At 59.4% G+C, this 22,282-nt stretch carries 27 protein-coding genes; 11 read left to right on the top strand and 16 right to left on the bottom strand.

The features are described 5' to 3' along the window. Positions 1–41 precede the first annotated feature (41 nt). The 7 genes from AACY02_RS18200 to AACY02_RS18170 form a co-directional block, all read right to left on the bottom strand. A complete protein-coding gene (locus tag AACY02_RS18200) occupies positions 42–1,256 on the bottom strand; it encodes an amino acid deaminase (protein ID WP_339433139.1) in 1,215 nt (404 codons plus the stop codon). A 39-nt stretch (positions 1,257–1,295) separates the two neighbouring features. Continuing rightward, on the bottom strand, positions 1,296–2,060 hold the full coding sequence (locus AACY02_RS18195) for an IclR family transcriptional regulator (RefSeq protein ID WP_339433138.1): 765 nt from the start codon (positions 2,058–2,060) through the stop codon (positions 1,296–1,298). Between the two features lie 84 nt (positions 2,061–2,144). After that, entirely contained in the window at positions 2,145–2,534 is a 390-nt protein-coding gene (locus AACY02_RS18190; RefSeq protein ID WP_339433137.1) for a RidA family protein, read from the bottom strand. Between the two features lie 29 nt (positions 2,535–2,563). Continuing rightward, positions 2,564–3,361: an amino acid ABC transporter ATP-binding protein gene (locus AACY02_RS18185; RefSeq protein WP_339433136.1), complete on the bottom strand. Its 798-nt coding sequence runs from the start codon at positions 3,359–3,361 to the stop codon at positions 2,564–2,566. Next, entirely contained in the window at positions 3,358–4,020 is a 663-nt protein-coding gene (locus AACY02_RS18180; protein WP_339433135.1) for an amino acid ABC transporter permease, read from the bottom strand. Before AACY02_RS18180 ends, AACY02_RS18185 begins: the two co-directional genes overlap by 4 nt. A 9-nt stretch (positions 4,021–4,029) precedes the next feature. Further along, the gene (locus AACY02_RS18175; RefSeq protein WP_038368362.1) at positions 4,030–4,692 is read right to left on the bottom strand and encodes an amino acid ABC transporter permease; all 663 of its coding nucleotides are present in this window, start codon (positions 4,690–4,692) and stop codon (positions 4,030–4,032) included. Between the two features lie 52 nt (positions 4,693–4,744). After that, positions 4,745–5,593, bottom strand: coding sequence for a transporter substrate-binding domain-containing protein (locus tag AACY02_RS18170; protein ID WP_339433134.1), 849 nt, complete (start codon positions 5,591–5,593; stop codon positions 4,745–4,747). A gap of 350 nt (positions 5,594–5,943) precedes the next feature. Between AACY02_RS18170 and AACY02_RS18165 the strand changes: the two genes are divergently transcribed. From AACY02_RS18165 to AACY02_RS18155, 3 genes are all read left to right on the top strand, one after another. Beyond that, positions 5,944–6,378 (top strand): thioredoxin family protein, encoded by a 435-nt coding sequence (locus tag AACY02_RS18165; RefSeq protein WP_339433133.1) that lies wholly within the window; start codon positions 5,944–5,946, stop codon positions 6,376–6,378. Positions 6,379–6,513: 135 nt separating this feature from the next. Further along, positions 6,514–7,110 (top strand): paraquat-inducible protein A, encoded by a 597-nt coding sequence (locus tag AACY02_RS18160; RefSeq protein WP_339433132.1) that lies wholly within the window; start codon positions 6,514–6,516, stop codon positions 7,108–7,110. Further along, positions 7,107–7,796, top strand: a complete 690-nt coding sequence (locus tag AACY02_RS18155; RefSeq protein ID WP_339433131.1) for a paraquat-inducible protein A — start codon at positions 7,107–7,109, stop codon at positions 7,794–7,796. Before AACY02_RS18160 ends, AACY02_RS18155 begins: the two co-directional genes overlap by 4 nt. Here the strand turns inward: AACY02_RS18155 and ydiJ are convergent. Continuing rightward, positions 7,729–10,755: a D-2-hydroxyglutarate dehydrogenase YdiJ gene (gene ydiJ, locus AACY02_RS18150; protein WP_339433130.1), complete on the bottom strand. Its 3,027-nt coding sequence runs from the start codon at positions 10,753–10,755 to the stop codon at positions 7,729–7,731. The two genes, AACY02_RS18155 and ydiJ, sit on opposite strands and share 68 nt — an antisense overlap. 159 nt (positions 10,756–10,914) lie before the next feature. Here ydiJ and AACY02_RS18145 point away from each other — a divergent pair, with 159 nt between their 5' ends. After that, positions 10,915–11,799: a LysR substrate-binding domain-containing protein gene (locus AACY02_RS18145; protein ID WP_221729628.1), complete on the top strand. Its 885-nt coding sequence runs from the start codon at positions 10,915–10,917 to the stop codon at positions 11,797–11,799. A 20-nt stretch (positions 11,800–11,819) separates the two neighbouring features. Here the strand turns inward: AACY02_RS18145 and AACY02_RS18140 are convergent, their stop codons facing one another. Beyond that, positions 11,820–12,155, bottom strand: a complete 336-nt coding sequence (locus AACY02_RS18140; RefSeq protein ID WP_339433129.1) for a hypothetical protein — start codon at positions 12,153–12,155, stop codon at positions 11,820–11,822. A 183-nt stretch (positions 12,156–12,338) separates the two neighbouring features. On the opposite strand from AACY02_RS18140, the gene AACY02_RS18135 reads away from it, so the two are divergent. After that, positions 12,339–12,578, top strand: coding sequence for a hypothetical protein (locus AACY02_RS18135; RefSeq protein ID WP_221729626.1), 240 nt, complete (start codon positions 12,339–12,341; stop codon positions 12,576–12,578). Positions 12,579–12,645: 67 nt separating this feature from the next. Here the strand turns inward: AACY02_RS18135 and AACY02_RS18130 are convergent, their stop codons facing one another. Continuing rightward, positions 12,646–12,843, bottom strand: a complete 198-nt coding sequence (locus AACY02_RS18130; protein WP_339433128.1) for a DUF2188 domain-containing protein — start codon at positions 12,841–12,843, stop codon at positions 12,646–12,648. 220 nt (positions 12,844–13,063) lie between these two features. Between AACY02_RS18130 and AACY02_RS18125 the strand changes: the two genes are divergently transcribed. Next, a complete protein-coding gene (locus AACY02_RS18125) occupies positions 13,064–13,426 on the top strand; it encodes an NUDIX hydrolase (protein WP_339433127.1) in 363 nt (120 codons plus the stop codon). A gap of 3 nt (positions 13,427–13,429) precedes the next feature. Here AACY02_RS18125 and AACY02_RS18120 read toward each other — a convergent pair whose 3' ends face one another. Together AACY02_RS18120 and AACY02_RS18115 are read right to left on the bottom strand one after the other, a co-directional pair. Next, positions 13,430–13,672, bottom strand: a complete 243-nt coding sequence (locus tag AACY02_RS18120; protein WP_339433126.1) for a DUF1652 domain-containing protein — start codon at positions 13,670–13,672, stop codon at positions 13,430–13,432. A gap of 115 nt (positions 13,673–13,787) precedes the next feature. Then, entirely contained in the window at positions 13,788–14,687 is a 900-nt protein-coding gene (locus tag AACY02_RS18115) for a polysaccharide deacetylase family protein (RefSeq protein ID WP_339433125.1), read from the bottom strand. 214 nt (positions 14,688–14,901) lie between these two features. Here AACY02_RS18115 and AACY02_RS18110 point away from each other — a divergent pair, with 214 nt between their 5' ends. Both AACY02_RS18110 and AACY02_RS18105 read left to right on the top strand, forming a co-directional pair. Then, positions 14,902–15,582, top strand: a complete 681-nt coding sequence (locus AACY02_RS18110; RefSeq protein ID WP_339433124.1) for an SOS response-associated peptidase — start codon at positions 14,902–14,904, stop codon at positions 15,580–15,582. A 267-nt stretch (positions 15,583–15,849) separates the two neighbouring features. Next, positions 15,850–16,122 carry a hypothetical protein gene (locus AACY02_RS18105; RefSeq protein WP_339433123.1) on the top strand — a complete coding sequence of 91 codons (273 nt, stop codon included), beginning with the start codon at positions 15,850–15,852 and terminating at the stop codon, positions 16,120–16,122. Between the two features lie 54 nt (positions 16,123–16,176). On the opposite strand, the gene AACY02_RS18100 is transcribed toward AACY02_RS18105, so the two are convergent. After that, positions 16,177–16,323, bottom strand: coding sequence for a hypothetical protein (locus AACY02_RS18100; protein WP_339433122.1), 147 nt, complete (start codon positions 16,321–16,323; stop codon positions 16,177–16,179). A gap of 250 nt (positions 16,324–16,573) precedes the next feature. Here AACY02_RS18100 and AACY02_RS18095 point away from each other — a divergent pair, with 250 nt between their 5' ends. Next, on the top strand, positions 16,574–16,960 hold the full coding sequence (locus AACY02_RS18095; protein ID WP_339433121.1) for a DUF2784 domain-containing protein: 387 nt from the start codon (positions 16,574–16,576) through the stop codon (positions 16,958–16,960). Here AACY02_RS18095 and AACY02_RS18090 read toward each other — a convergent pair. Continuing rightward, positions 16,957–17,484, bottom strand: coding sequence for a DUF3087 domain-containing protein (locus tag AACY02_RS18090; RefSeq protein ID WP_339433177.1), 528 nt, complete (start codon positions 17,482–17,484; stop codon positions 16,957–16,959). The two genes, AACY02_RS18095 and AACY02_RS18090, sit on opposite strands and share 4 nt — an antisense overlap. A gap of 224 nt (positions 17,485–17,708) precedes the next feature. On the opposite strand from AACY02_RS18090, the gene ppnN reads away from it, so the two are divergent. Then, positions 17,709–19,082 (top strand): nucleotide 5'-monophosphate nucleosidase PpnN, encoded by a 1,374-nt coding sequence (gene ppnN / locus AACY02_RS18085; RefSeq protein ID WP_339433120.1) that lies wholly within the window; start codon positions 17,709–17,711, stop codon positions 19,080–19,082. 134 nt (positions 19,083–19,216) lie between these two features. Here the strand turns inward: ppnN and AACY02_RS18080 are convergent, their stop codons facing one another. Beyond that, positions 19,217–20,620 carry an FAD/NAD(P)-binding protein gene (locus AACY02_RS18080; RefSeq protein ID WP_339433119.1) on the bottom strand — a complete coding sequence of 468 codons (1,404 nt, stop codon included), beginning with the start codon at positions 20,618–20,620 and terminating at the stop codon, positions 19,217–19,219. Beyond that, the gene (locus tag AACY02_RS18075; RefSeq protein ID WP_339433118.1) at positions 20,621–21,184 is read right to left on the bottom strand and encodes a helix-turn-helix domain-containing protein; all 564 of its coding nucleotides are present in this window, start codon (positions 21,182–21,184) and stop codon (positions 20,621–20,623) included. 85 nt (positions 21,185–21,269) lie between these two features. Between AACY02_RS18075 and AACY02_RS18070 the strand changes: the two genes are divergently transcribed. Then, positions 21,270–22,205 carry a DMT family transporter gene (locus AACY02_RS18070; protein WP_339433117.1) on the top strand — a complete coding sequence of 312 codons (936 nt, stop codon included), beginning with the start codon at positions 21,270–21,272 and terminating at the stop codon, positions 22,203–22,205. The last annotated feature ends 77 nt before the right edge of the window (positions 22,206–22,282 follow it).

The following is a 22,282-nucleotide window of genomic DNA, read 5'->3' as shown; positions in this document are numbered from 1 at the left end:
CTGTTTGATCGAGGGTGTCTGGGCAGACGCCTTGGCGAGCCTTAGAAACAGGTCTCCATGCACTCGATCACCGTCAACTGCTCGTCGACCAGCAACCCCACGCGCCATTTATCAAAGGTCAGGCACGGGTGCGAAGTGCCGAAGGAAATGATGTCACCCACGCGCAGCTCAACGCCCGGCGCTACGGTCATGAACGCGTGCTGATCCATCACCGCTGTCACTTTGCACGCGCCGACGTCATCGCCCACCGCCGGCACCACACCGGCCTGGTAACGCAGCAACGGTACCGGCAGACCGGCATCGAACGCGACATCCCGTTTGCCCAGCGCAATCACCGCAAACCCCGGTTCCGGCATCGACTGCACATGAGCCCAGACCTCCAGCGCCGGCCGCAAACCTTCGTGCAAATCGCTGCGCCGATCGAGCACGCAGCACTGCGCCTCTTTGTAGATGCCATGGTCATGCGCGACATAACTGCCAGGGCGCAACACACTGAGGAAACGTCCGCCCGCGTTCTGCGCCTCGAACGATTCGGCAATCAGGTCATACCAAGCCGACCCCGAAGCCGTGATGATCGGCTTGGCAATGGCAAACGCGCCGCTGTCCTGCAACTGCACCGCCAGACGCACCAGCGACGCGGCGAACTCACGAATGCCGCTGACCGCGTGATCGCCATGAATCACGCCTTCGTAACCTTCGATACCGGTCAACGCCAACGAAGGTTGCGCGTTGATTGCTTTGGCCAGTTCGATGACTTCCTGCTCGCTACGGCACCCGCAACGACCACCGACCACGCCGTATTCGATCATCACGTTGAGCTTCACACCGCGCGAGGCAAAGTAAGCACCGAGATCGGCCACGTTGTCCGGGTGATCCACCATGCAATAGAACTCGAACGACGGATCCGCCAGCAGTTCGGCAATCAATGCCATGTTTGGCGTGCCGACCAATTGGTTGGCCATCAGCACCCGGCGTACGCCATGGGTATAGGCCGCACGGGTTTGGGTCGCACTGGCGAGGGTGATGCCCCAGGCACCGGCGTCGAGCTGGCGCTTGAACAGCGCCGGGGTCATGCTGGTTTTGCCGTGGGGCGCCAACTCGGCGCCGCTGTCGCTGACAAACTTTTGCATCCAGCCAATGTTGTGTTCCAACGCTTCGCGGTGCAGCACCAGCGCCGGCAGGCTGACGTCACGCGCCAGGTGCGCGCCGATCGCGGCATCGCCCTTTTGCGCAGCAGTATTGATGGCAGTCGTCATGGTCAAACTCCTCGCAGCCGCGGCCGCAGGCCGCCGCGTTTATTCGTTGATTCGCCGGGCGAGGCTGTTGGCGCTCTCGATCAGAACCCGGCGATAGTCGTCGTAATTGTTCTTCGCATCGGCCCGTGGTGCGACGATGCACAGGGTGCAAATGGCCACGCCATTAGGGTCTTTGACCGGAGCGGCGAAGCAATGGGTGAAGGTGTCGGCGACGCTGTCGAAGGAAAAAAATCCGTCGATACCGGCCTGACGGATCTGCGCCAGAAACAGCTCCAGCGACAAGCGTTCACCGTCGGGCAGGATGTAATCGTCTTCGTCGATCAGGTCGACGATTTGCTGGTCACTCAGGTGCGCCAGTAGCAAACGACCGGATGCCGTCCACGGAATCGGCGCGTTCTCGCCGATGTCGGAAGAAATACGGAAATGCCGTTCACCTTCCTTCATCAACGCCACCGTGTACTTGCGCCCATTGAGCAGGCACATCTGCGCGGTTTCACGGGTCTGGCTGACGATCTCCTGCAAGGCGTGATCGGCCTCGCGGCTGAGGTCGAAATGACGCAGGTGCGCCTGACCGAGGAAGTACAACTGCCGGCCGAGATAGACGTGACCGTCCTTGCCCACCGGTTCCAGAATCCGCCGCTCCAACAAGGACGCGACCAACTCATAGACCGTGGATTTCGGGCTGCCGATGCCGTTGGCGATGTCGTTCGGGCGCAGCGGCTGGCCGATTTCCTTGAGGAAATCGAGGATATCGAACGCTCGGTCCAGGCCACGCGCCCGGCGTTTGATGGTGTCTTCGGTCATTTCTGCAGTCCCCAATGAAAGTGCCGGGAGTTTACCGAGAGTGCCGCATCGACGGTAAGAGCGCTTTGGCGAGCAAGCCCCCTCTCAACCCTTTCTCTTGTACGCAATGCAATCGATCTCGACCTTGCAATCAACCATCATGCTCGCCTGTACGCAGGCCCGTGCCGGGGCGTGCTCAGGTTTGAAGTATTCGCCGAACACCTTGTTGAAACTGGTGAAATCCCGCGGGTCGTCCAGCCATACGCCAGCGCGAACCACATCTTCCAGGCCATAACCGGCCTCTTCGAGAATGGCGATCAGGTTCTTCATGGTCTGATGGGTCTGCTCGACGATGCCGCCAACAATGATCTCGCCATCCACCGCGGGCACCTGGCCGGACACATGCAGCCAGCCATCCGCTTCAACGGCGCGAGCGAAGGGGCGTGGCTGACCGCCAGCGGCCGTGCTGCCGGTGCCGTATCGAGTAATGCTCATGGGTACTTCTCCTGATTACAAAGCAAAAATTAGAACCGCGTGCTCTTGAGAAACTCAGCCAACCGCGGTGATTGCGGGCGTTCGAACAGCTCCTTGGGAGGCCCCTGCTCTTCGATCCGCCCCTGATTCATGAAAACGATCTTGTCCGAGACCTCGAAAGCGAAACGCATTTCGTGGGTCACCAACAGCATGGTCATGCCTTCGTCGGCCAGGCCCTTGATCACGTTAAGCACTTCGCCGACCAACTCCGGGTCGAGCGCCGAGGTGACTTCGTCGAACAGCATCAGGCTCGGGTTCATGGCAATGGCCCGGGCAATCGCCACGCGCTGTTGCTGACCGCCGGACAACTGACCCGGGAAGTGATTACGCCGTTCAAGCAGGCCCACCCGCTCCAGCCATTTCTCGGCCAGGACCACGGCTTCGTCCTTGTACATTTTCTTCACCTTGAGCAGCCCAAGGGTGACGTTCTGCAAGGCCGTCAAGTGCGGGAACAGGTTGAATTGCTGGAACGCCATGCCGGTCATCGCGCGACGACGGGCGATGACTTTTTCTGCGTGGCGCACGCGTTTGCCGTTGACGTCGTCATAGCCGATGGATTCGCCGTCGAGCAGGATCTGCCCGCCCTGGAACTCCTCAAGCATGTTCACGCAACGCAGCAGCGTGGTCTTGCCCGACCCGCTGGAGCCGATCAGTGTCACCACGTTGCCGCGTTGCATACTGAGGTCGACACCTTTGAGTACTTCGACCGCGCCGTACTGCTTGTGCAGGCCACGGATGTCCAGCAGTGGCTGGCCGTTTTGTACGTTGGAAACTGGAGCGTCTGTCATGGCAAGGCCACCCGTTTTTCAATGTGCCGGCCGAGTAATTCGATGCCGAAGTTGATGACGAAGAACAGAAAACCGGCGAACAGGTAGAACTCCAGTGTCATGAAGTTCCGAGCGATGATCTGTTGGGTGCTGAGCAGCAATTCGGCCACGCCGATCACCGACAGCAAGGTCGACGCCTTGACGATTTCGGTGGACGAGTTGACCCAGGTCGGCAGAATCTGCCGCAGCGCTTGGGGTAACAGCACGTAGCCGAGGGATTGATAAAACGTCAGGCCAATGGCTTTGCCCGCTTCCATCTGGCCGCGAGGCAAGGCTTGCAACGCACCGCGTACGATCTCGGCAACGTGGGAGCCACAGAACAGCGTCAGGCCCAACGCGCCGGCCTGAAAAGCGCTGATCCGCCAGCCCAGCGCCGGTGCCATATAGAAGCAGGCCAGCACCAATACAAACACCGGCGTACCGCGAATGATGTCGACGTAAAAACGAAACGGTGCGCGCATCCAGAACTTGCCGTAGGTCAGCACCAGACCCGCGACGACGCCGAGCATCGTGCCGAACAAAATCGCCAGCGCCGACACCTGCACACTGGTCAGAAAACCCTGCCAGAGCGGCTCGCGCGCCACCCATAACTCATGCAACCAACTGGGGGATTGGTACATCACTGCCTCCTATCGGCGGATCGCCAGACGCTGCTCCAGATAACGCAGCAGCATGGCGATGAGGTAACAGGCCGCGACATACAGCGCCGTGGTCACCAGCCAGGTTTCGATCACCCGGTAGCTCTCGACGTTGATCTTGCGCGCGTAATAGGTCAGCTCCGGCACCGCAATCGCGGCAGCCAACGAGGTGTCCTTGAACAGCGAAATGAAGTTGTTCGACAGCGCGGGCAAGACGTTGCGCAGCATTACCGGCACGGTGACGTAGGCCTTGACCTGCCATTCACCGAGGCCGATCGCCAGCCCGGCTTCGCGCTGGCCTTTGGGAATGCTCAGCAAGCCACCCCGGAACACTTCGGTCAGGTACGCCCCGGCATACAACGACAGGGTGATGATGAACGACGGGATCTTGTCCAGCCGGATCCCCAGGCTCGGCAACGCAAAGTAGATCAACAGAATCAACACCAGGATCGGCGTATTACGCACCACCGTGACGTACACCGAGGCCAGCACCCGCAAGGCGCGATGCCTGGACAGCAAGGCAAACGCCATCAGCAGGCCGATCACGCAACCGATGGCGATCGACACCAGCGCCAGTTCAAGGCCCAGACCCAGCCCCGCCAGCAAGGTGTCGAAATCGCGCCACACGGCGGCAAAGTTCAACTGATAGTTCATGGTCAGCAGTACCTTGAGCGGGGCGCGTTATGGGCGCCCCACTCTCACAGGATCATTTGAATTCGACAGGGAAACCGATGGCGGGCGATGGCAGGTCAACACCGAACCATTGCTTGAACGACGCCGCGTAAGTCGGGAATTCAACGCCGGTCATGGCTTCATGCAACGCCGTGTTGACGAAGTTCAACCAATCCTGATCGCCACGTTTGACGGCGCACGCGTAGGTCTGCGGGCTCCAGGCATAGCTCGGGCTGCGATAGCGGCCAGGGTTCTGCACCATCAGGTATTTGACCGAGGACTGGTCGGTGGCGGCAGCATCGGCGCGGCCGGAGTTCACGGCCTGATACATCAGATCGACGCTGTCGTACTGATCGACCTTGGCTTTGGGCAATGCCTGATGCACCAGTTCTTCGGCGTATACGTTTTGCAGCACCGCGACCGTCACGCTGTCGCCTGCGGCTTGCAGGTCTTCGATTTCCTTGTACTTGCTGTTGTTCGGCAGCAGTAAGCCAACACCTTCGCGGTAATACGGCAGGGTGAAGGCAACTTGTTGAGCGCGGCTGGCTGTCACGGTGATGAACTGGCAACTCATATCGACTTTGTCGGTAAGTAGATTGGGGATCCGCGCATCGGACGACTGCACCACGAACTCGACTTTGCCCGGGTCGTTGAACAGCCCTTTGGCCACGATCCTGGCGATGTCGATATCAAAGCCCTGCAACTTGCCGTCCGCGCCCTGAAAGTGCCACGGCGCATTGGTGCTGCCGGTGCCCACAATCAGTTTTCCGCGGGCCAGCACACTGTCGAGCTTGCTGTCGGCGGCCTGAGCCAGGCCCATGACAGTTGAAGAAGCTGCAAGAACAAAAACACACGCTTTGAACAAGGAAGGTCGGCGATGCATGGCAAGCACTCCTGAGACTGTTTATTCCGCTACAACGGAACTTGGTTTGTTACTACGGAATAGACAGCAGAAAGTGTGCCACAGGATTCGCCAGGAATCTGCAATGGATTGAAATGCTTGAAGAATCAAAGGGATGCATGATGTGCGGCATTAGGCGCTACGTGAGGTGCCACTGCCCAACGCTACCGAGGGCCACACATGGGCGGGTACTCGGGCAACATTCGGGTGCACCGTGATCAAGCGAGCGCACTGCTTTAGTGATGCCTGCCTGTCAACTCTGACAGTAGATGAGAGGGTTCGATGGGGGTTAACGTTGCAGTCGCGCTCACTCGTTGAACAAGGAGGTTTCCATGCAAACGACAACTCGTCGTTCGGACTTGCCTGCCATTTACCGTAAAGCCCTGAAAACCTGGCGGCCGGTCATCCTGTACTTCGCCAACGAACACTGCCCCGCCTGCGAAAGGGCCGGGCCGATTTTTCGTCAGACTGCCGAGCCGTATCGGCATCGTGCCAACATCTACATGCTCAATACCCGTGAGTCGCCGCGCCATCCGCTGGTCACGGGAACGCCGACGGTGCTGTTCTACAAGAACGGCAGGCTTGTGAAGAAACTCAAAGGGATTGGCACAGAAGAAACACTCGCGGCGGACTTTGCCCGGCACATTGGCAACACCAAGGCACCAGCGGTGCAGCAAAAATCACGGCACGACCTGATCTGGCTTCGTCGTACGTTGCGTCATCTGTGCACCATCACCGGTGCGCGCCGGCAGAGGCGCGGCGCCTGATACATCGCCTTCGCGAGCAAGCCCGCGCCCACACTGGACTTGTGGCTGGATCACAAATCATTCGCCCCTCCCAGCCCATGGCGCTGACGGGGTCTATAGTGATCAGGTCTTGTGCCCAGCCGTCGAGTGCCACCCATGGCCCACACCGAACACCTGATCATCTGTGAGCACTGCGACTGTGTGTACGAAAAAGTCGTGCTCACTCAGCATCAGAAGACCCTTTGCACGCGCTGCGGTGGCGTGTTGCAGCGCTACAACGGTTTGACCGCCGAACAACGGCTGGCCCTGAGCTTTACCGCGGCCATGCTGTGGTTGTTCGCCAATTTCTACCCGGTGATGAGCATCAGCATGAAGGGCCTGAAAAACAGTGCGACGCTGTGGGATTCGGTGCTGGCGCTGAGTCAAGGGCCCATCACGTTCATGGCGATGGTCGCGGCGATTTCGATCATCATCGCCCCGGCCTTTCAATTGGTGCTGTTGATCTGGGTGCTCAGCTTCGCCCTCTCTTCACGCCGAGCGCCGGGCTTCAAGGTCTGTTTGCGCTGGCTGGAAACGTTGCGCCCCTGGAGCATGCTCGAAGTCTGCCTGCTGGGGGCGATGGTGGCGGTGTTCAAACTCGCGGGGTTGCTTGATGTGTTGCCGGGCATCGGTCTGTTTGCCCTTGCCGCACTGAGCCTGATGATGATCCGCATCGCCGGCCGCGACATTCGTGATCTGTGGGACATTCCATGAAACGACCAGCGACGGCCAGCGAACTCAATCTCTCCCTGTGTCACAGCTGTGGGCTGGCCTGTGACATGAGCGACGAGCCCCAAGAGTGCCCGCGCTGTGACGCACCGTTACACCGGCGCAAGCCCCATTCACTGGCTCGCACCTGGGCCTACCTGTTTGCAGCGCTGGCGTTTTATGTGCCGGCCAATCTGCTGCCGGTGATGAACACCGTCATGCTCGGCAACGGCGCCGACAGCACGATCATGAGTGGCGTGCTGGAGTTCTGGGACGGTGGCGCGTGGGACATAGCCCTGATCATTTTCATCGCCAGCATCGCGGTGCCGGGCATCAAGTTCGTCGCCCTGTCGCTGCTGCTGATCACCGTGCAGTGCGGCAGCGGTTGGGCGCGTCGCGAACGCTCGAAACTGTTCCGCTTCGTCGAGCTGATCGGCTATTGGTCGATGCTCGACGTGCTGGTGGTGGCGTTGGTCGCAGCGCTGGTGAAATTCCAGGCGCTGGGCGATATCGAGCCGCGCCCGGGCATCCTGTTCTTCGGCATGGTGGTGGTGTTCACCATGCTCTCGGCGATGAGTTTCGACCCTCGGATGATCTGGGACAACGCCCCGGACGACGAACTGCTCAGCGACGCAGAACCGCCAGCAGCACCTGCAACGGATGGCGCAGCGCCTGATCCGACTGGCGCTTGACCTGGCTACGGCACGAATAACCGGTGGCCAGCGCCTCGCCCTGCGCCACCGGCACATCAACCTGCCGCGCCCACGATTGCTCGTAGATCACCGCCGACGTTTCGCGGTTACGCGCCTCGTGACCATAGGTGCCGGACATGCCACAGCAGCCGGTGGCCTGAGTCGCCAGTTTGAGTCCCGCGCGTTCAAACACTTGCTCCCATTGCCGAGTGGCGGCCGGGGCGTTGGTTTTTTCCGTGCAATGGGCCAGCAAACGGAACGTCTGGGCATTGCCCTGACGAACCTGTTCCGGCATCACCTTGAGCAACCACTCCTGCACCAGCGCCACTTCCGGGCATTGCTCCATGCCGGGCACTTTCAAGTATTCCTGGCGATACACCAGGGTCATCGCGGGGTCCAGCCCCAGCAGCGGCACACCGACATCCGCCAGTTCACGCAGTTGCCGGGCATTGCGCAGCGCCGCGCGGTTGAACGCCGACAGGAAACCCTGAACATGCAGGGGTTTGCCGTTGGCGCTGAACGGCGCCAGATACACCTGATAACCCAGACGCGAAATCAGTTCGATCAGGTCTGCCAGCAGCGGTGCTTCGAAGTAACGGGTGAAGGCGTCCTGCACCAGCACCACGCTGCGCTCACGTTGCGCCGCGCTCAGTGCAGACAAGGTCGCCACCGTCGCCGGTTGCACCTGCCAACGGCGCATGGCTGCGTGAAAATCAAAGCGACTGAGCAGCGGCACATCGACCATACCCCCCAAGCGTTCGAGCAGGCGGCGAATAAACGAGGCGCCCATCAAACCGTTGTACAGCGCCGGAATACGCGCCATGTACGGGATGCTGTATTCCAGCGAGGCAATCAGATAGTCCCGTGCCGGACGCAGATAACGGCTGTGATACAGCTCAAGAAACCGCGAACGAAACTCCGGCACGTTGACCTTGACCGGGCATTGTCCCGCGCAGGACTTGCACGCCAGGCAACCGGCCATGGCGTCGTAGACCTCATGGGAGAAGTCTTCGGACTGCGCACGGCTGTTGCGCCAGCGCTGCCACAGCGATGAGAAAAACGCCGGGCGGCGAATGGCATCCGACAACACATCAACCCCCGCCTCGCCCTGCAACCGCAGCCACTCGCGAATCAACGAAGCCCGGCCCTTGGGCGACTGCGAACGTTCACGGGTGGCTTTCCACGACGGGCACATCGCATCGTCCGGGTCGAAGTTATAGCAGGCACCGTTGCCGTTGCAGTGCATGGCCGCGCCGTAGCTCTGCCAGACTTTTTCGTCGATCTGCCGATCCAGTTCGCCGCGCAAAGTCACTTCGTCGATTTTCAGCAACGTCGCATCGGTATTGGCGGCAGTGGCGATCTTGCCCGGGTTGAATTGGTTGAACGGGTCAAACGCCGCCTTCAGGGCTTGCAGTGCCGGATACAGCTCACCGAAAAACGCCGGTGCGTATTCCGAGCGCAGGCCTTTGCCGTGCTCGCCCCACAGCAGTCCGCCGTAGCGTTGAGTCAACGCGGCAACACCGTCGGACACCGGGCGCACCAGCGCCGCTTGCTGCGGATCTTTCATGTCGAGAATCGGTCGTACGTGCAGCACGCCCGCATCGACATGGCCAAACATGCCGTACTGCAGGCCATGGCTGTCGAGCAAATCGCGCAACTCGGCGATGTACTCGGCCAAATGCTGCGGCGGCACGGCGGTGTCTTCGACAAACGGCTGCGGCCGCGCTTCACCGGCGACGTTGCCGAGCAGACCAACCGCCCGTTTGCGCATGCCGTACACCTTGCTCACGGCGGCCTGCCCGACGGCCAGCGTGTGGCCCAGCCGCTCAACGGTTTGATCGCTGATCAAGTGTTCGATGAAGGTCTCGACCCTGCGCTGCAAGTCTTCGGGATCATCACCACAGAACTCGACCAGGTTGATCCCCAGGGTTGGCCGCTCGGCGCTTTCCGGGAAATACTCGGCAACGCCGTGCCAGACGATGTCCTGCATCGCCAGCAGCAGGACTTTGGAGTCCACGGTTTCGATCGACAACGGTTTGAGCGCCATCAAGGCCCGGGCATCGCGAAGCGCGTCCATGAAGCCTGCGTAACGAATGTTCACCAGCATCGTGTGCTTGGGGATCGGCAGCACATTCAACTTCGCCTCGACCACAAACCCCAACGAACCTTCAGCACCGCACAGCACACTGTTGAGGTTGAAACGGTGATCGGCTTCACGCAGATGCGCAAGGTCGTAACCGGTCAGGCAGCGGTTGAGATCGGGGAAACGCTCTTTGATCAGTGCGCCCTGCTCATCGATGATCTGCCGGGCGCAGCGATAGACGTCGCCAACCCGGTCTTGCCGGGCACACAGCGCTGTCAACTCGCTTTCCTCCAGTGGCAGACCGTGCAGACGCTCGCCACCACGCAGGATCATGTCGAGTTCGAGCACATGGTCGCGGGTCTTGCCGTAGGTGCAACTGCCCTGGCCGCTGGCGTCGGTGTTGATCATGCCGCCGACGGTGGCACGGTTGGAGGTCGACAACTCCGGTGCGAAAAACAGCCCGGCGGATTTCAGCGCGGCGTTGAGCTGATCCTTGACCACCCCGGCCTGCACCCGCACCCAGCGCTGCTCAACGTTGATGTCCAGAATGCGGTTCATGTGCCGCGACAGGTCGACGACGATGCCGTCGGTCAGCGACTGCCCATTGGTGCCGGTGCCACCGCCGCGTGGTGTGATCACCACTTGTTTGTAAGCAGGCTCGGCGATCAGCCGTGCAACCCGCGCCACATCCTCGGCATCCATGGGAAACACCGCCGCTTGTGGCAGGCGTTGATAGATCGAGTTGTCGGTCGCCAACACCACGCGGCTGGCGTAGTCGGCGCTGATTTCACCGCGAAAACCGCTGGCCTTCAGGGCTTTGAGGAACTGCTGGTAATCGGCGGTCAGTGCGGTAGCGGGCGACAGTTGGGCAATCATCGGTCAGGGCATCTCAGGGCAAATTCGGGTCGTGTGGCGGTGAACAGTTGTACGCAACGAATGATTGCGTCACCCTCCGCCATCTAATGGTGCCAATGTTCATTGTTGAAGGACGCTGGGACAACCGTAAATTCGACCCGCTATCAATGACTTTTACGAATGAATCCGCGAACGCTCACGCCCTCCATGTCGTTATTGCTGGCCTTCGAGGCCGCCGCACGCCATGAAAGCTACACCCGCGCCGCCCATGAGCTGTCGTTGACGCAAAGTGCGGTCAGCCGTCAGGTGCAAATTCTGGAGAAGATGCTCGGCATGCGCTTGTTCAATCGCGAAGGTCGCAAAGTCGTCCTGACCGATGTCGGGCGCATGTATCAACGCGAACTCGCCGAAGCCCTCGGGCAGATCCGCAGCGCGACCCTGCAAGCCATGGCGTTTGGTTCCGGCATCCACAGTTTGCGATTGGCAACGCTGCCAACGTTTGGCTCGAAATGGTTGTTGCCGCGCCTCAAGGACTTCTACACCGCGCACCCGGGCATGACCGTGCACCTGCACTCACGCATCGAAGCGATTGACTTTGATACCAGTGAAATCGATGCCGCCATCTGCGTCGGCGGCGGTGAATGGCCAGGGCTGACAGCCCTGCCCCTGCACACCGAAGAACTGGTGGTGATCGCCAGTGCACAGTGGTCTGCCGCCGAGCGCAATGGCGCAGAGCAGCACATCGCCGGGCAATTGCTGCTCAACGTCAGCAGTAATGCCCAGGCATGGGCGGAATGGTTCAGCCATCACGCCTTGCCGCATCGCAGCATGCGCATCGGGCCGAGCTTTGAAATGACGTCGCACTTGATTCAGGCCGTACGCGCGAATATCGGCGTAGGCCTGGTGCCACGAATTCTGGTCGAGGAAGAGTTGTTGAATGGCGAGTTGCTGCAACTGGGAGAACCCATCACCAGTCGGCGCAGCTATTACCTGGTGTATCCACCGCGCAACGAAACTCTGCCGTCGCTGAAGGCGTTTCGGGACTGGTTGGTGGATACGCTCTGACGGTGCTCCTCAAGCAGTCGTCAGAGGCAGTCACGCACCGATTTGCGCAACGAACCGGACTTGGCCCACGGCGGCCCCTGATACAGCGATACGCGGCTGCCGTCCTTGTATTTCACGATATCGAGAATCTCGTCAGCGGTGATGATGCTGGGCGCCGTAACGCGGTAGCCGTTGGAAATCGACGTCTGCGAAGCCTTTGCAACATCCTGCTGCCATAACGGCAATACACACGCGGCATAGTCTTTGGGTGCTTTGTCACTGGTCTTGCTGAGATTAGGCTCACCCGGCACCAATGAAGCCGGCAACGAGCAACCGGCCAACATGACCAACGCCAAACTCCCGATCCATATCCGCATCATGTTTTCCTGCTTAAAAAAAAGCGAATGTATCGCGTAACGGAGTACACATCCATCATGGCCCCGCGCCCTCAATGGTGATTGGGCAATTTTCATGTCCTTTGAGCCGATGACAGACGAACTGCGCACACACCGTGAAAAATGCGACTAGTCTTTTCTACCGAGAATGTTCTGGAGATGACCATGCGGCTCAATGAATACGAACACGAACTTCAGCGTGACTTGCAAAGTGTGGCCTCGGATCTGCGATGGTCGGCCGTCGACCTCAAACGTATCGCCGAACAGTTGCGCCAGTCCGGCAACGAGGCGGATGCTCAGACCGTACTGAGATCCTGCGAGGTACTGCAGAGCGATGAAGAGCGGCTGCAACTGTATGCCAAGGAAGTAAAGGCTCGCGCCATCAGCCGTACCAAGGTTCACTGAGGCCGACGCAGCCCAAAACACAAGCCCCGGCATAAACCGGGGCTCTTTCGTTACAGGTTACAAATATTTAGCTCACGCTCTCAGTTTGAGCACGTGTCGAGCGCTTTTTGTAACCGGGGAGCGCCGCTGCATACGCCAGCGCCTCTTCTCTGCTGCGAAACGACGCCAGCCGGTCACCCTGGGTGCAGACCCGCCACGGGCCGTTGTTCACGCTGAGCACGTCATAGCCGTTCATGTGCATTTTGTTCAACATGGGAATGCTCATGGACACCTCCTGTCCGCTAACGGTTGGTTCAGCTACACGCTTTTACCTTACACCCTGATTGCGCCGAAGTGCCGACCGAGTGTCGCTATGCTGTCTGTCAGGGGTTTGGCCGTTTTCGTACAACCAAAAGCGCCAAAACCCAAGGAACCTTGAGCAAGGACCCGGCTCGAATATTGCAGTTTTATTTCATGTTTATGACATCCCGCCAAAAAGGTAACAAATGAAAGTACGCGCAACCGTTATTTGCGAGCAGGATCGACACGTACTCCTGGTGCGCAAACCCCGCTGTCGCTGGACATTGCCCGGCGGCAAGGTCGAGCCTGGGGAAACCCGAGCGGATGCGGCCATGCGTGAATTGCAGGAAGAAACCGGACTGGATGCCGACGATGTGCTTTACCTGATGGAACTGCAAACCGGGAGCACGCGGCATCACGTCTACGAGGCATCGGTATTGAACATTGACCGGGTACGCCCGCAGAACGAGATCACCGATTGCATCTGGCATCCACTGGACGCGGTACAGAACCTGGAAACCAGCGACGCGACGTTGCGCATCGTTCAGGCGTTTCAGCGGCGTTTATGAGGTTTAACCGGCAAAAGCCCTGCGTCCCGCATTGATCTCCGTGCGTAACTCACCGATGAAGTTGGAAATATCGCGGATCGTGACGAGATGTTCCGGGGAAACACCATTGAGCAGTAACTCGACGTGACCGCTGTCGGGCTCATAGACTTTGATTTGCAATAGCCCCTGCGGCGTAGGAATGCAGTCGCATTTAAACGCGGGGAAGCCGGATTCGACAATGCGGCAAATATCGGCGATGGCAAGCATGGGCTGACGCCTCGCAGGCGATGAGAGAATCGGTCAACCCAGAAAGCATAGATGAGCCATTGGTGTCCTGCTCGATACAAAAATGCCAACCGGATCACAACATTGACCCGACGACTCAGTGGGCGTCATGATCCCAGACCCAGTTCCAGATGCCCGGTAACTCCACTTGATCCGAACTTTGCTGAACCGTGCGCGCCAGCGCGGCCTTCTCCAGCGCAGCGTGGTCATCGTAGAACGGCTTGTCCGCCAGCCTCACGCCTGTGGCGGCTGCACTGTCCAGCAGGATTTGCAGATATTCGCGAGTATGCCGCGCGGTGTAGCGATTGAGGTCATGGAAGGTCACCACCACCGGAATGACCCCGTCCACGGTTGGAAACTCACCAAGAGCGATGCGCTCCCGGACTTGCGACAACTGCCGCAACAGGTTCGCCCGGCGCCGCGGGCTGGCGTTAAACCCCCAAATCTTGCCGTCATTAGCGCTCAAATCCGTCAACAAGACGTGTAATCCATGTTGTTGATAGGCGGCAAAAGTGCGCTTGTCGTAGTTCCAGAATGGCGGACGCAATAACCGGGGTGGCGCCCCGGTAATGGCGGCGATGTCAGCCGTACCGTTGCTCAGCGACGTTTCCAGCTCCCGCGGGTCGAGCAAGCGATGATTGGTGTGCCAGTGGGTCGCGGTGTGAAAACCGAGGATATGCCCCTCCTCATGCTCGCGACGCATGATGGCGCGGCCGATCTCGCTGTCGCCTGCCCTGGGCGCACGGGTCTGGACGAAGAACACCGCTTTGATGCCCGGTTGCAGGGGGTTGTCTTTGAGGCTGTCGAGGACCGTGGCCGACGGATTCCAGAAACTCGAGGCGCTGGGGCCATCATCGTACGTCAGCAAAAAGCGCACCGGCGCTTGAGCTTTCAGGCGTGTTTCGGTTTGCGCGGTCAATTCGATGGGCGCGGCAATGCAACCGGCCAACCCCAAAACAATGGCTGCTGCACAAAGAAGTCTGAATCCGGTTGTCATGTTTCGCCTTGAGTCCGACCGCTGCGGTCACGTTGTCGATTGGCAAAACTCCTTCGCCCTTACCCTTCCCTGCGCCCGGTTCTGCGAGCCGAGGCTGGATAAGGTACACAGGGTTTGGTTCCGGCGCTCGCTCAGTTAGCCAGTGTCTGCTCAAGACCAGGATTGAGAGCGCATCAGCGACTAAGCTGAAACCGTCCAACCGGAGATTCAGCCCATGTGCGCAAGACTCTCGCAGTACCGTGGCATTCACGATTTCGTTGCTGTGCTGAGCATCCCGGATGCGTTGCTCAATCATGTGGGCGACGCGCCGCTGAATCGCTACAACGCGGCCCCGACCACTTCGCTGGCCGTGCTCCATCAGCACGATCAACGACTGTGCGCTGACAACCTGCGCTGGGGCTGGCGCCCACACTGGGCCAAGGATCGCGCAGCGCCAATCAACGCGCGAGTGGAGAAAGTCGCCCATGGCCCATTCTTCCGGGCCATCTGGCGGGATCGCTTGATCGTCCCGGTCGACAACTGGTTTGAGTGGGTGGATGCCGAGGATAAAACCCGACAACCGTGGCTGATCCGTCGGGCCGATCACGGACCAGTTTTCTGCGCCGCCATCGGACAACTTCCTACATCCGGCACGCAGGCGCGGGACGACGATGGGTTTGTGATCATCACTGCGGACAGCGTCGGCGGCATGCTTGATATCCATGATCGTCGACCTGTGGTGTTCTGCGCAGATTTGGTGCGCGAATGGCTCGATCCAGCAACGCCCGTCGAACGCGCCGAACATATGCTTCTGTTCGAAGGCGAACCGTGGGAGACGTTCGAATGGTACAAAGTCGCTAAAACCGTAGGAAATTCACGCAATCAGGGCGCCAGGCTAATAGAACAACTGACCTGAATGTTCTTTGCATCAATTTATTTAAAAAGATTCGAATCAATAGTGATTCCGTTTCATTACAACAAGCGTTTCAACAATGACACAGCCCAACGCGAAACAGTCGTTTGAACGAACTAACCGCCTGTCAGACATTTCAACCGTCATACATACATTTAGAGGCGCTAGCGATAGCATGCGCGCCGCATTTCCATTTGGCATATCAGTTGACCGAAGAGTCAACAAAACCAGGAATCCCCAACAACTTTTTCAAACCTGCAGAGAACCAAGTTGCGCGACGATTTTGCAATCAAACAGGCCAACGACCTGGAGTGTATTCATCTGTCCATGACAGAACGCTTTCAACTCGACTGTTTTATCGGCCACTACATAAAAACCCGAAACCTGCGTGCCGTTCCCGACATCGAACGTATCCTGCGCACCACCCTCGAAGAGTATCCTGGTCAGGCACCGGTGATGGTCAACGAACTCAATGCCTGGATCGACAAAACCCTGGGATATCGGGCCTCACACCCCGATTTCACGCAGATGGACGATCTCTGAAATAACGAAAAGCCCCGCTCAGGCTTTGATGCGGGGCTTTTTCGCAAGAATCAATTACAACTTGCGATCAGGCTCCGATAGCTCTCTGCCGTCATCGTGTTTCCAGGTTTGCTCCTTGTGCTTCTCCCGCTCTATTTCTTCTTGCGTCGGCTCATCCGTCTCATCGTCATCCCGTTCAGGATGCTCTTGCTCAGTCGTCATGCACACCTCCTGCCACAAGTAAATTACCCTCCTTACAGCGTAGAGCAGTTTCACGCGGGCAACTTACAACCACCAGCGTCTTGAAGAAACCTACTGCGCGGCAACCGTGAATCGCAGATAACGCTCTCCATCCAGAAAAGCCGTTGATAACGGTGCCATTAAAAAACCTCTCTGGCTTGAACAAGCTTGCGCCATTGCCCAAGGCCTGCGCGTAACATAACGCCTTTCACAATCGCGTCAGGGACACAACATGCTGTACCGAATCGCAGCCGACGGGCTGGTGCTGTTTCATTTGTTGTTCATTGTGTTCGTGCTGTTCGGCGGGTTGCTGGTGCTCAAGTGGCCACGGCTGATGTGGTTGCACTTGCCCGCCGCCGCGTGGGGCTTCGCGGTCGAGGTGTTGCACCTGACCTGTCCGTTGACCTACTGGGAAAACCTGATGCGCCACGCCGCCGGACAGACCGAATACGCCGGTGGATTCATCGAGCATTACATCTGGCCGATCATCTACCCGGCCGGGCTGACACCGCAGATTCAACTGGCACTCGCCAGCGTGGTGCTGGCGGTCAACCTGTTGGTCTATGGGCGGCTGATCCGCTCGTGGAAACTGCGCCGAGCCAGGCGCATTCCGTTTTAACGCGACGCGGATTTCAAGGCTTCCAGCCACGCCGGATCGAGGCGTGGCTGATCGATATCAAGCCCCAACGCCTGCATGCGTTCCTTATGCTGCTCAACTTCCCGCCATAGTTGCCCGTGATCACTGGAGTTACCGTCCAGTTCATGCATCTGGGTCAGCCCCAGATGATAGAAGCGCAACACCTTCATCGCCGTCGGATCGTTTTTTTCTACCGCCGCCGTCACCTGATGCATCACATTGGTGACACTCATCAGGCTACGCTTGAGCCGCCAGCTATAAACAGCCGGGGCCATCCAGCTCTGATTCCAGAATCGCGCGCGCAACAGCCCCGCCGTCAACAGGAACGCGACAAACACCCCACCGACATTGAACCGCAGATTATCGCCGCCAGGCTCACCGAACAGCGCCACTGCCACCGCCGAAAACAACATCGCCAGCACCAGAAACAGCACGGCGATGATGATCGTGCTGCGGCGGGTCTGCTGGCGAAAAGTAGCGGCATCCATCGGCTGAATTTCAAACATCACGAATGACTTCCTTGAGCGGCAAAAAAGGGCAACGGAAAAAACCGGCCGGGGCATTATCGCCTCTGCGGCGGATTTAGCTATGCTGGGGCTCCTTTTCATCTTTTTATCAATCAACGGGGACATGGCGGTACAGCGCAGATCGTGCCATCTTCATTCATGGATACACACTATTCGGATGCCATCGCCTCGTCTTGAGATGACATCGTTTTAAGGATCATTGCATGACCCAACGACACGTAATCAACGCCTCGGTCAGCCCGAAGGGCAGCCTGGAAACCCTTTCTCAACGTGAAGTTCAGCAACTGAGCGAAGCCGGATCCGGCAGCACCTACACCCTCTTCCGCCAGTGCGCCCTGGCCATCCTCAATACCGGCGCGCATGTCGATAACGCCAAGACCATTCTTGAAGCCTACAAGGATTTCGAAATCCGCATTCACCAGCAGGATCGCGGTGTGCGCCTGGAGCTGCTGAACGCTCCCGCCGACGCCTTCGTCGACGGCGAAATGATCGCCAGCACCCGGGAAATGCTGTTCAGCGCTCTGCGCGACATCGTCTACACCGAGAATGAACTCGACAGCCAACGCATCGACCTGAGCACTTCGCAAGGCATCAGCGACTACGTCTTCCACCTGCTGCGCAACGCTCGCACCCTGCGCCCGGGTGTCGAGCCGAAAATCGTGGTGTGCTGGGGCGGCCACTCGATCAACACCGAAGAGTACAAATACACCAAGAAAGTCGGCCACGAACTGGGCCTGCGCAGCCTCGACATCTGCACCGGTTGCGGCCCCGGCGTCATGAAAGGCCCGATGAAGGGCGCGACCATCGCCCACGCCAAACAACGCATTCATGGCGGTCGCTACCTCGGCTTGACCGAGCCGGGCATCATCGCCGCCGAAGCGCCCAACCCGATCGTCAACGAACTGGTGATCCTGCCGGACATCGAAAAACGCCTCGAAGCGTTCGTGCGCGTTGGCCACGGCATCATCATCTTCCCGGGCGGCGCCGGTACTGCTGAAGAGTTTCTGTACCTGCTGGGCATCCTGATGCACCCGGACAACGAAGGCCTGCCGTTCCCGGTCGTACTGACCGGGCCGAAACATGCCGCACCGTATCTGGAGCAACTCGACGCGTTTGTCACCGCCACCCTTGGCGAAGCCGCAAAACAGCACTACGAAATCATCATCGACGACCCGGCCGAAGTCGCGCGCCAGATGACTCAGGGCCTGAAAGCCGTGAAGCAATTCCGCCGCGAGCGCAACGACGCCTTCCACTTCAACTGGCTGTTGAAAATCGAGGAGGGGTTCCAGCGTCCGTTCGATCCGACCCACGAAAACATGGCCAACCTCAAACTGCACCGCGATCAGCCGCCACACGAACTGGCGGCCAACCTGCGCCGGGCGTTCTCCGGGATCGTGGCCGGCAACGTCAAGGACAAGGGCATTCGCTTGATTGAAGAACACGGGCCGTACCAGATCCGTGGTGACGCAGCGATCATGCAACCGCTCGATGCGCTGCTCAAAGCTTTCGTTGCGCAGCACCGGATGAAACTGCCGGGCGGCGCGGCGTATGTGCCGTGTTATCAAGTGGTCGCGTAAGCTTTCAGCCGCTACACAACCCTGTGGGAACTCGCTTGCTAGCGAATAGGCCAGACCAGTAGACAGAGATGTTGAACCTGCTGGCCTCTTCGCAGGCAAGTCCGCGAAGAGGCCCTGATCAGCAACCTCAATCCTCAGCCTTGCTCAGCACACAATCGCATCGCCAACGCCTTCGCCTGTAACGCCACATCGGTCACTGCCGTACTCTCCCACCACATCCCGCGCAACGGCGGGCCCATGGCGAACAGCCGATTCGCTGCCTGCCCGTGTTCGTTCAGCACTGCACCATCAATCGCAGCCGCGATCCCCAACGCCAACGGCCCCGGTCGCACCAATCCCCGCGCCAGCAACTGCTGCGGCAACGGTCGCGCCACCCGACGCCAGTCATACTCGATGCCACTGGAATTGATCAGCGCAGCGCCATGAACTACACAGGTTTGAGCCTCACCACGGCGACGAATGCGAATACTCACACCGTCCGCCACGCACGTTTCAAGCCCTTTGAAAGAAGCCGCCTGAATCCGCAACCGCCCCTCGCCCTGCAGCCGTTCGACCAACTGCGCACTCAGCGGCGGCGAACGATGGTGATGACTCTCCCACCACGGCCGCACATGCCGTACGAATTGTCGACGCTGCACGTCAGTCGCCTGACTCCACAAGCGTCCGATGTGAGCGCGCACCGTGTCCAGAGGCGCCTGCCAATCAATGCCTTGGGCGATGGCCTCACGGCAATGCCGACGCAATTCGCGCAGCAACTGCCGTGGCGAGCGAATGCCAGGATCTTCAGCGAGGAAATCCACCCAAACCGGTGGTTGGCGCCGTACGTGAGGCAGCAAGCCGTGACGGGAAAACACCTCGATAGGCCCGCGATGCCCGGCCTGTTCCAGTGAGACCACGGCATCGACCATGGTCAGGCCGGAGCCGATGATCAGCACGGTCGATTGCGGATCGAGTTGGCGCATGGCCGCGACGTCCCAAGGGTCAAGTGCGGTGGCGTTGAGGCCACTAGATTCTTTCTGCGGCGTGCGTGCGGCGGGAAACATGCCTGTGGCGAGCACAGCAAATGCGCCGTGTAAAAGTTGACCGTCACTCAAGGTCAAGTGCACTGAATCCGCATCGGCGTGCAGATCGACGACCTCCGCGCGGACATGCTCGACTGTCGAGCCTTGTTGCGCACCGGCATTGCGGGCTTCGGCTAACCGTTGTTGCACGTAAACGCCGAACAATCCACGAGGCGGGAACAACTCACTGACAGGTACATTTTGCTCAGCCGACTCCGGCCAGCCACCAGCGGCAATATGCTCGGTCAGCCACTGCGTCAGGTCATTGGGGTTATCCGGGTCGACGCTCATTCGCGCCGCGTTGCCATTAAGCGTATGGCCAGGTTCGACTGCGCTGTAAGCCTCGCCGCGCCCCACTTCGGCGCGCGGTTCAATGATCAGAATCTTGCGTTGACCGGGCAGACGCAGCAATTGCACCGCCAGCATCGTGCCGCTGAGGCCGCCGCCAATAATCAGGATATCTGCGCTCTGACTCATTCAGATCACCACATTACGGACAAACCGCGCCGCCACATCCCCATCATTGCGATAGGCGTGCGGCTGGTTGCTGGCGAACATGAAAAACTCACCCGCGTTGATGTGCTGCGGTTGATCGCCGAGCATTAACGTCAGGCAGCCTTCAAACACGTAGATCTGTTCGCTCCAGCCGTCGGCATCCGGTTGCGAGGGATAGACCTCGCCGGGTTGCAGGCACCACTCCCACTGTTCGACTTCGCGAGTCGCCGTGGCTTTGGACAGCAGCACCGCTTTACTGCCAGGGATCGTGCCCGCCCACGCCACTTCGTTGATGCGGCTCGGATCGCGCGCGTCGGATGCCTGGATCAGATCACTGAAGGCGACGTCGAGTGCTTCGGCGACTCGGTCGAGGGTGGTCAGGCTGACATTCTTTTCGCCCGCCTCGATCGCCACCAGCATGCGCCGGCTCACCCCGGATTTTTCCGCCAACGCGGTCTGGCTCATGTCTGCCGCGTGGCGCAGACGCCGGACGTTCTGGCTGACGTGTTGCAGGACGGACGCTCGTTGGCTGGAATCTTTGGGCACTATATTGCTCACTCGGTGGGGTTGGGCAGTATACTGCGCAACGTTGGGCGCATTGTGCGTCCTGCCTTTTATAGTGCGCAAGGTCATGACGTCAGTGAATCGCCCCGACACCTCCCTCCGTTTCTCCCGTTTCAGCAAAGCCGAGTGCGTGCTGGTGCTGATCACCATGGTCTGGGGCGGCACTTTCCTGCTGGTGCAACACGCGATGACCGTCAGTGGGCCGATGTTTTTTGTCGGTCTGCGATTCGCCGCTGCGGCGTGCATCGTGGCGCTGTTCTCTTGGCGCCATCTGCGCGAACTGACCCTGTTCGAACTCAAGGCCGGCGCCTTCATCGGTGTGGCGATCATGCTCGGCTACGGTTTGCAGACGGTCGGTCTGCAATCGATCCCGAGCAGTCAGTCAGCATTCATCACCGCGTTGTACGTGCCGTTCGTCCCGTTGCTGCAATGGCTGGTGCTCGGGCGGCGACCGGGGTTGATGCCGAGCATCGGTATCATGCTGGCGTTTACCGGTTTGATGCTGCTGTCGGGGCCGTCGGGGGCCTCGCTGAATTTCAGCCCCGGGGAAATCGCCACGCTGATCAGCGCCATTGCCATTGCGGCCGAAATCATTCTGATCAGCACTTATGCCGGGCAAGTCGATGTGCGCCGGGTGACCGTGGTGCAGTTGGCGGTGACGGCTGTCTTGTCGTTTCTGCTGGTGGTGCCGACGAACGAAGCGATTCCGGACTTTTCCTGGACGCTGCTGGTGACCGCACTGGGACTGGGCGCCGCGAGTGCGGCGATTCAGGTGGCAATGAACTGGGCACAGAAGAGTGTATCGCCGACGCGGGCCACGTTGATCTATGCCGGTGAGCCGGTGTGGGCCGGGATTGTCGGACGGATTGCCGGTGAGCGCTTGCCAGCGATTGCACTGCTGGGCGCTGGGTTGATTGTGGCGGCAGTGATTGTCAGTGAGTTGAAGACCAAGGGTAAAGCTGCCGAAGCAGAGACTGAGCTGGAGCGGGAAACTCAGGGTTAAACCAGGCTGGGTGCTGTCCAACGCATTGCCTTCGCGAGCGAGCCCGCGCCCACAGGTATTGTTTGTCCCCCGTGAGC

The organism is Pseudomonas sp. EA_65y_Pfl2_P78 (assembly GCF_963970495.1).
GTDB classification, from domain to species: Bacteria; Pseudomonadota; Gammaproteobacteria; order Pseudomonadales; family Pseudomonadaceae; genus Aquipseudomonas; species Aquipseudomonas baetica_A.
This window is presented reverse-complemented; position numbering and strand designations above follow the sequence as displayed.

Bases quoted from the DNA above. Each gene is read 5' to 3' on its own strand.
- AACY02_RS18200 (WP_339433139.1), bottom strand. From the start codon at position 1,256: ATGACGACTGCCATCAATACTGCTGCGCAAAAGGGCGATGCCGCGATC.
- AACY02_RS18195 (WP_339433138.1), bottom strand. From the start codon at position 2,060: ATGACCGAAGACACCATCAAACGCCGGGCGCGTGGCCTGGACCGAGCG.
- AACY02_RS18190 (WP_339433137.1), bottom strand. From the start codon at position 2,534: ATGAGCATTACTCGATACGGCACCGGCAGCACGGCCGCTGGCGGTCAG.
- AACY02_RS18185 (WP_339433136.1), bottom strand. From the start codon at position 3,361: ATGACAGACGCTCCAGTTTCCAACGTACAAAACGGCCAGCCACTGCTG.
- AACY02_RS18180 (WP_339433135.1), bottom strand. From the start codon at position 4,020: ATGTACCAATCCCCCAGTTGGTTGCATGAGTTATGGGTGGCGCGCGAG.
- AACY02_RS18175 (WP_038368362.1), bottom strand. From the start codon at position 4,692: ATGAACTATCAGTTGAACTTTGCCGCCGTGTGGCGCGATTTCGACACC.
- AACY02_RS18170 (WP_339433134.1), bottom strand. From the start codon at position 5,593: ATGCATCGCCGACCTTCCTTGTTCAAAGCGTGTGTTTTTGTTCTTGCA.
- AACY02_RS18165 (WP_339433133.1), top strand. From the start codon at position 5,944: ATGCAAACGACAACTCGTCGTTCGGACTTGCCTGCCATTTACCGTAAA.
- AACY02_RS18160 (WP_339433132.1), top strand. From the start codon at position 6,514: ATGGCCCACACCGAACACCTGATCATCTGTGAGCACTGCGACTGTGTG.
- AACY02_RS18155 (WP_339433131.1), top strand. From the start codon at position 7,107: ATGAAACGACCAGCGACGGCCAGCGAACTCAATCTCTCCCTGTGTCAC.
- ydiJ (WP_339433130.1), bottom strand. From the start codon at position 10,755: ATGATTGCCCAACTGTCGCCCGCTACCGCACTGACCGCCGATTACCAG.
- AACY02_RS18145 (WP_221729628.1), top strand. From the start codon at position 10,915: ATGAATCCGCGAACGCTCACGCCCTCCATGTCGTTATTGCTGGCCTTC.
- AACY02_RS18140 (WP_339433129.1), bottom strand. From the start codon at position 12,155: ATGCGGATATGGATCGGGAGTTTGGCGTTGGTCATGTTGGCCGGTTGC.
- AACY02_RS18135 (WP_221729626.1), top strand. From the start codon at position 12,339: ATGCGGCTCAATGAATACGAACACGAACTTCAGCGTGACTTGCAAAGT.
- AACY02_RS18130 (WP_339433128.1), bottom strand. From the start codon at position 12,843: ATGAGCATTCCCATGTTGAACAAAATGCACATGAACGGCTATGACGTG.
- AACY02_RS18125 (WP_339433127.1), top strand. From the start codon at position 13,064: ATGAAAGTACGCGCAACCGTTATTTGCGAGCAGGATCGACACGTACTC.
- AACY02_RS18120 (WP_339433126.1), bottom strand. From the start codon at position 13,672: ATGCTTGCCATCGCCGATATTTGCCGCATTGTCGAATCCGGCTTCCCC.
- AACY02_RS18115 (WP_339433125.1), bottom strand. From the start codon at position 14,687: ATGACAACCGGATTCAGACTTCTTTGTGCAGCAGCCATTGTTTTGGGG.
- AACY02_RS18110 (WP_339433124.1), top strand. From the start codon at position 14,902: ATGTGCGCAAGACTCTCGCAGTACCGTGGCATTCACGATTTCGTTGCT.
- AACY02_RS18100 (WP_339433122.1), bottom strand. From the start codon at position 16,323: ATGACGACTGAGCAAGAGCATCCTGAACGGGATGACGATGAGACGGAT.
- AACY02_RS18095 (WP_339433121.1), top strand. From the start codon at position 16,574: ATGCTGTACCGAATCGCAGCCGACGGGCTGGTGCTGTTTCATTTGTTG.
- AACY02_RS18090 (WP_339433177.1), bottom strand. From the start codon at position 17,484: ATGTTTGAAATTCAGCCGATGGATGCCGCTACTTTTCGCCAGCAGACC.
- ppnN (WP_339433120.1), top strand. From the start codon at position 17,709: ATGACCCAACGACACGTAATCAACGCCTCGGTCAGCCCGAAGGGCAGC.
- AACY02_RS18080 (WP_339433119.1), bottom strand. From the start codon at position 20,620: ATGAGTCAGAGCGCAGATATCCTGATTATTGGCGGCGGCCTCAGCGGC.
- AACY02_RS18070 (WP_339433117.1), top strand. From the start codon at position 21,270: ATGACGTCAGTGAATCGCCCCGACACCTCCCTCCGTTTCTCCCGTTTC.